The 6,293-nt window shown below is 70.6% G+C and carries 6 protein-coding genes; 2 read left to right on the top strand and 4 right to left on the bottom strand.

Annotated features, from left to right (window positions below; genetic code table 11):
• From HUU95_RS05800 to HUU95_RS05785, 4 genes are all read right to left on the bottom strand, one after another.
• Window positions 1-230 (bottom strand): PepSY-associated TM helix domain-containing protein (locus HUU95_RS05800; RefSeq protein WP_254602647.1); only part of this gene is annotated, 230 nt, incomplete at its 3' end.
• Window positions 227-910, bottom strand: coding sequence for a Fe2+-dependent dioxygenase (locus HUU95_RS05795; protein WP_174279247.1), 684 nt, complete (start codon window positions 908-910; stop codon window positions 227-229). The genes HUU95_RS05795 and HUU95_RS05800, both read right to left, overlap by 4 nt.
• Window positions 904-1,623: a tetratricopeptide repeat protein gene (locus HUU95_RS05790; protein WP_174279246.1), complete on the bottom strand. Its 720-nt coding sequence runs from the start codon at window positions 1,621-1,623 to the stop codon at window positions 904-906. Before HUU95_RS05790 ends, HUU95_RS05795 begins: the two co-directional genes overlap by 7 nt.
• The gene (locus HUU95_RS05785; protein WP_174279245.1) at window positions 1,620-4,109 is read right to left on the bottom strand and encodes a TonB-dependent receptor; all 2,490 of its coding nucleotides are present in this window, start codon (window positions 4,107-4,109) and stop codon (window positions 1,620-1,622) included. The genes HUU95_RS05790 and HUU95_RS05785 overlap by 4 nt, the downstream gene beginning before the upstream one ends.
• A 256-nt stretch (window positions 4,110-4,365) precedes the next feature.
• Here HUU95_RS05785 and HUU95_RS05780 point away from each other — a divergent pair, with 256 nt between their 5' ends.
• On the top strand, window positions 4,366-5,940 hold the full coding sequence (locus HUU95_RS05780; RefSeq protein ID WP_174279244.1) for a hybrid sensor histidine kinase/response regulator: 1,575 nt from the start codon (window positions 4,366-4,368) through the stop codon (window positions 5,938-5,940).
• The coding region (locus HUU95_RS05775; RefSeq protein ID WP_174279243.1) for a response regulator transcription factor at window positions 5,937-6,293 on the top strand (357 nt) is incomplete at its 3' end. The genes HUU95_RS05780 and HUU95_RS05775, both read left to right, overlap by 4 nt.

The raw sequence follows: 6,293 nt of genomic DNA, 5'->3' as shown, positions 1-6,293 counted from the left end.
CGGCCGCTCAAGGCGCGCAGCAGCGGCGGCGGCAGCTGCGCCTTGGCGTCGCGCACCACCGGCACGGCGCCGATCGACCCGGCATGATTGAGAGTCACCCCAGTGATCGCGAACAACAGGATCGCGGTCAGCGACACCGCCGCGCTGACCCAATGCCACGTATGCAGCTGGCGCATCCACCAGTTGCGCCACTTGCGACTGCCGCGCGCCGGGCGGGCGGCGGCGCTCACAGGTCCGCCCAGCGGCGCAGCAGGTTGTGGTACACGCCCGTCAGCCGCACCGCCGCCGCGTCGCCCGGCCCCATCGCGGCGGACACCGCCTGCACGCCCTGATCCAGCTCCCACAGCATCGCGCGCGCGCCGTCGTCGCGCACCATCGATTGCAGCCACAGGAACGAGGCGAGCCGACGCCCGCGGGTCACCGGCGCGACGCGATGCAGGCTGGACGACGGATAGACGACCGCGTGTCCCGCCGGCAGCTTGACCGATTGCTCGCCGAAACTGCCCTCGACGATCAGCTCGCCGCCGTCATAGGCCGCCGGCTCCTCCAGGAAGATCGTCGCCGACAGGTCCGCCCGGATCCGGAAGTCACTGCCGCGCTGGATACGCACGGCCGTGTCGACATGGGCACCGAAGGCCTGGCCCCCGGCATAGCGGTTGAACAGCGGCGGGAACACCTTGAGCGGCAGCGCGGCGGCGACGAAAACCGGCGAACGCCCCAACGCGTCCAGCACCAGCGCCCCCGCTTCCCGCGCCGCGCCGGAGCCTTCGGCCAGCTGCTCGTTGCGCTTGGCCAGCGCGGATTGCGTGCCCGAGGTGGCGTTGCCGTCAACCCACTCGCCCTCCGCCAGCAGCGCGCGCAGGCGCGCCACCTCGGCCGGCGCCAGCAGGTCCGGGATGACGGTCAGCACCGGTCGAGCGCCGCCAGTCCCCGCACGCGCAGCTCAGCGTCGCGCTGCTCCTCGATCCAGCCGCGCAGCTGTTCGCGAAACCGCGGGTTGCCCAGCGTGGCGGCCTGGCCGATCCAGCGGAGCGCCTCGCGCACCCGGCCTTTGCCCACCAGCATGCGCGCATGATTGAAGCAGCCGCGGAAGTCGCCGCCCTCCGCCGCGCGCTTATAGCATTGCGCGGCGGCGAGCAGGTCGCGCGCGCCCGCCCAGCCGTCCTCGTGGAACGAGCCGACGAAGTTCTCCGCCTTGGCATAGCCGCGCGCCGCCGCGCGCCGGAACCAGCCCAACGCCGCCGCCTTGTCCTCCGGCACGCCGGCGCCCAGCGCCAGCTGCGTCGCATAATTGTACATGCCCTCCGTCATGCCACGCTCGGCGGCGACGCGGTAGCATTCCGTCGCGCGCGTCGGATCGGGGGCGACGCCCCATCCCAGCTCATAGCAGCGCCCGACCATGTTGAGCGACACGAGGTGATCCTGCGCCGCGCCGCGCATGAACCAGCCAAAGCCCGCGCGCGGATCGCGCTCTACCTCGATCCCGTCGAGCAGCATCTGGCCCAGCAACGCCTGCGCATCCGCCAGCCCCGCCTCCGCCGCCTCGCGGATCAGCGCGACGCGCGCCGGCCCCGCCAGCGCCGCACGTGCCTCGTCGGGCGACAGCGCCAGAAACGCGCTCACAGCTTGAGGCTCAGCGTCCCGAACACCGTCCGGCCGGGCGCGATGGAGGCATAGTGGCTCGCATAGGCCTGGTTGAAATAGACCTTGTCCGTCACGTTCTGCGCGTTGACGCTCAGCTCCAGCTGCGGCGTCAGCTCCACCGACCCGCGCAGGTCGAACCGCCAGTAGCTCGGCACCGACCGATACAGCACCCTGGTCGCGGCATTGAGGACCGGGCCGGTCGTCGCGGTCTGCGTATAGCTGCGATTGTCGGCATAGCCGCCATATTGCCGGTCGTTGTAGATCGCGGTGCCGCCGAGCTGGAAGCGCTTCAACAGCGTCACGTTGGTCGTCGCGGTGAAGCTGTTCCGCACCGTCTGCGGCAGCTGCTTGCCCGTGTTGACGCTCGGCACCGCGATCGTCGCCGCCGGGCGCAGCGTCGTGGTGACGCCGCCCACCGTCTGCGTCACCGCCGCCGCCGTCAGGATCGTCTGGCCACCGTCGAGGATGACCGGATCAAGATAGGTATAGCCGCCGAACACCGTCCAGCCGGGCAGGATTGTGCCGCTCGCGGTCAGCTCGATGCCCCGGATGCGGCTCTTGCCGATGAACGTGGTGGTGCCGGAGTCGCTGGTGACGCGCGCATTGTCGATTTTAGTCTCGAACGCGGCGGCCTGAAGCTGCAGCCGCTCGTGCGCCAGGCTCGCCTTGGCGCCGACCTCATAGGTCTTGGTCTTCTGCGGCTTCAGGTCGTCGAGCAGCTGGAGGTTGGCGGCCGTCGCCGTGGTCGGCAACGCGTTGTCCTCGCGGCCCTCGCCCAGCAGGCTGTTGGGCGGCGTCGCGGCGGTGGCGTAGCTCGCATAGACGCTGGTCTCGCGCGTCGGCTTGAGCACCAGCCCCGCCTGCCAGTTGAACAGCCCGTCGACGCGGCGCAGCCGGATCGCCTCCGCGCCCGCCGCCACCGCCGGCCGCAGCACGGAGCTGAAACGGTCATAGCGCGCGCCCAGGTTGACGATCACCCGCGGCACGATCGTGATCGAGTCAAAGCCGTACACCGCCTGCGTCGTGGCGTCGTTCTGCGTCTCGGTGTTGGGCAGCCCCTTGACGATCGGCGTCGGCGTGGTCGAGGTGTCCGACGTATAGTTCACCCACGGATCGTTCGGGTTGGGCGTGAACAGGCTGGTGCAGTAATAGCGCGCGATGGTGGACGTATCGCAGCGCGGCGTGATCGTCGCGCCGGTCGACTCCACGAACGTCCCGCGCCGCGCCTGTTCCCACGCGAACTCGGTGCCGACCGCGATCGAATGCTCGATGCTCCCGGTCTTGAACTGGCCGTACAGGTCGGTCTGGTCGATCAGCCCGTCGGTGTAGCCATAACGCGTGTTGCCGCGCCGCCAGACCAGCCCGCCGGTCAGCACGTCACCGCGCGCGGCGGCGGCCCCCGTCGTCGGATTGACGGCGGCGGTGCCGTACACGTTGCCCTGCGAGTCGTCGGGCTGCGTGTAGATGTAGGACTGGTCGGAATGGTTGAAGCGCGTCGTGTTGCGGATCGTCAGCGTGCCGAAATCATGCTCGACGCGCAGCATCGCCTCGTCATCGGTCGCGTCGCGGAAGTCCCGGTCGGTCAGCCCGTAGAAGTTGGTGCGCGGCACATAGCCGGTGCGGCCGTTGATCAGCGCCACGTTGCCGATCGCCGGCTGCGACAGGATGTTGCCCGTCCCCGGCGCGTTGCCGATCGTGTACAGGTAAGGGATGCCGCTGTCGGGCAGCTCGTGGCTTTCGAGATGGTAATAGCTCGCGATCAGCCGCGTCGGCGTGCCCAGCCCGATCGTCAGCGACGGCGCCACGCCCCAGCGCCGCTGATGGATCGCATCGCGCCCGGCGACGTCCTGGTTATGATACACGCCCGCGATCCGGAACCCGATATGGTCCGCGAGCGCCAGGTTCACGTCGCCGGTGAAGCGCTTATAGTCCGCCTCGCCATAGCTCGCGCTGATCCGGCCGAATTTGTCGGCGACGGGCAGCTTGGAGATGATGTTGAGCGTGCCGCCCGCCGAGCCGCGCCCGCCCAGCGTCGAATCGGAGCCGCGCACCACCTCGATCTGGTCGGTATCGAACACCTCGCGCGTCTGCGAGCCCAGGCTGCGGACGCCGTCGACATAGATCGACCCCTGCGAATCGAAGCCGCGGATGAAGGGCCGGTCGCCGATCGGGTTGCCGCCCTCCGCCGCGCCGAAGGTGATCCCGGGCACTGTGCGCAACGCGTCCTGGAGCGAGTTGGAGCCGGTCTGCTCGATCACGTCCGACGGCAGCACGACAATCGACTTGGGCAGGTTGACCAGCGGTGCCACCAGCTTAACATCGTCGGCCTGCTTGATGCGCTCGCCGTTGACGATCACGTCCTTCTTCGGCTGCTCGTCCGCCCGCGGATCGTCATGCGCCAGCGCGGGCGACGACACCAGGAAGCTGACGCAGGACAGGGCCAGGAACGGTTGATTGCTACTCATTCTCAATAACTCCTTCTTCTGCGGCGGCGGTTATTGCGAGTGATTGTCACTGTCAACGCTTGTTGCGAACGATTTGCGATGTGGGTTGCCGCTTCCCGCGCCACCGTTGGAACCGGCGGTCGCGAGCGCGGCCGACACCAGCTTCCCCCGCGAGCCGATTTGCGGCATAGCGCCGAGTCCGTCGTGCGTAGCTCGCGGGGCATCGGGAGGGGGTTCCGATGCCGCGCACCGGGGCCGCGCCGGGTGGGGGAACGGCATGGCCACGACCATCGCGAGCCTCGTCGCGAGAGACGACCCGGCGGCCTTGCGCGCCGAGCGCGACGCGCTGGCCGAGCAGCTGGCGCGGTCGGAAGCGTTGCTCGCCGCCTTTATCGCGCACGCACCCGTCGGCATGCACCTGAAGGACGCGAACGGCTGCTATCGCCGCGCCAGCCCGGAACTGGGCGCGGCGCTGGGCCGGCCGGCGGCCGAGATCGTCGGCCACACCGCCGCCGACCTGTTCGCGCCCGAGACCGCCGCCCGCATCGCCGCGATGGACGCGCGCGCGCTGGCGGGTCAGGTGGTGCGCGAGGAGATCGTGGCGCCCGCCCCCGACCGCGACGCCTCGCTCCTGTCGATCACCTTCCCGGTCGAGGCGGACGGCACCGTCGCCACCGCCGGCTTTACCCTCGACCTGACCGCCAGGCGCCAGGCGGAGGCCGCGCTGGAACGCTCGCGCGACGCGCTCTACCAGGCGGAGAAGCTGTCCGCGCTCGGCTCCCTGCTCGCCGGCGTCAGCCACGAGCTCAACAACCCGCTGTCGATCGTCGTTGCGCAGGCGGTGATGATGGAGCGCCAGGCCGCCGCCTCCGAGCTGGGCGACCGCGCGCGCAAGATCAGGAAGGCCGCCGATCGCTGCGCGCGCATCGTCCAGACCTTCCTCGCCATGGCGCGCCAGAAGACGCCGGAGCGTTGCGCGATCGACCTCAACCAGGCCGCGCAATCGGCGCTGGAGCTGGCCGAATACGGGCTGCGCGCCGACGGCATCGGCGTCACGCGGTTGCTCGCGCCCAATCTCCCCCTGATCGCCGCCGACAGCGACCAGCTGCATCAGATCGTCACCAACCTGATCGTCAACGCGCAGCAGGCGATGGCGGGGCAACCGGGGCTGCGCTGGCTCACCGTCGCCACCGCACGCGGGCCGGAGCCGCGCACCGTCATCCTGGAGGTGGCGGACACCGGCCCCGGCGTACCGCCCGAGGCACGCCGGCGCATCTTCGAGCCCTTCTACACCACCAAGCCGCAGGGCGAGGGCACCGGCGTCGGGCTGTCGTTCAGCCAGGGACTGGCGGAGGCGCATGGCGGACGACTGACGCTCGCCCCGTCCGATACGGGCGCGGTGTTCCGGCTGACCATGCCGATCGACGAACGCCATCTGCTCGCCCGCGTCGAGCCGGTCGCCGCCGGCCCCGCGCTCGCCGGCCCGCGCCGCGCGCTGGTGGTGGACGACGAGGAGGAGATCGCGGCGTCGCTCGCCGATTTCCTGTCGATCGAGGGCTATGCGTGCGAGATCGTGATCGGCGGCGCGGCGGCGCAGGCGCGGCTGGCGGCGGGCCCCGACTATGATCTGGTGATCAGCGACATCCGCATGCCTGGCGTCGATGGCCCCGCGCTGCACGACTGGATCGTCGCGCATCGGCCGGAGCTGAGCAGCCGCATCGGCTTCGTCACCGGCGACACGCTGGGCTCGGGCGCCGCGCGGTTCCTGGCCGGCGCCGGCCGCCCCGTGCTGGAGAAGCCGTTCATGCCCGACAGCGTCCATCGCTTCCTCGCCGAACTGGGCACGGCATGACCGCGCCGCGCCTCGTGCTCGTCGACGACGAGGAGGATCTGCGCGAGCCGGTCGCCGCCTATTTGCGTGAGAATGGGCTCGACGTGGTGGAGGCCGATGGCGGCGCCGCGCTCGACGCGGCGCTCGCCGCCGGCCCGATCGAGCTGGCGGTGCTCGACGTGACCATGCCCGGCGAGGACGGCTTCGCCATCGCCAAGCGGCTGCGCGCCCGGCCCGAGCGGATGGGCATCGTCATGCTCACCGCGCGGCGCGACGTGATCGACCGCGTCGTCGGACTGGAGCTGGGCGCCGACGATTACCTGATGAAGCCGTTCGAGCCGCGCGAGCTGCTCGCGCGCATCCGCGCCGTGCTG

Source organism: Sphingomonas bacterium (assembly GCF_903643065.1).
In the GTDB taxonomy this organism is placed as follows: domain Bacteria; phylum Pseudomonadota; class Alphaproteobacteria; order Sphingomonadales; family Sphingomonadaceae; genus Sphingomonas.
Note: the sequence above shows the minus strand (reverse complement) of the source record. Positions and strands in the feature narration are given on the sequence as shown.

Bases quoted from the DNA above. Each gene is read 5' to 3' on its own strand.
- HUU95_RS05785 (WP_174279245.1), bottom strand. From the start codon at position 4,109: ATGAGTAGCAATCAACCGTTCCTGGCCCTGTCCTGCGTCAGCTTCCTG.
- HUU95_RS05780 (WP_174279244.1), top strand. From the start codon at position 4,366: ATGGCCACGACCATCGCGAGCCTCGTCGCGAGAGACGACCCGGCGGCC.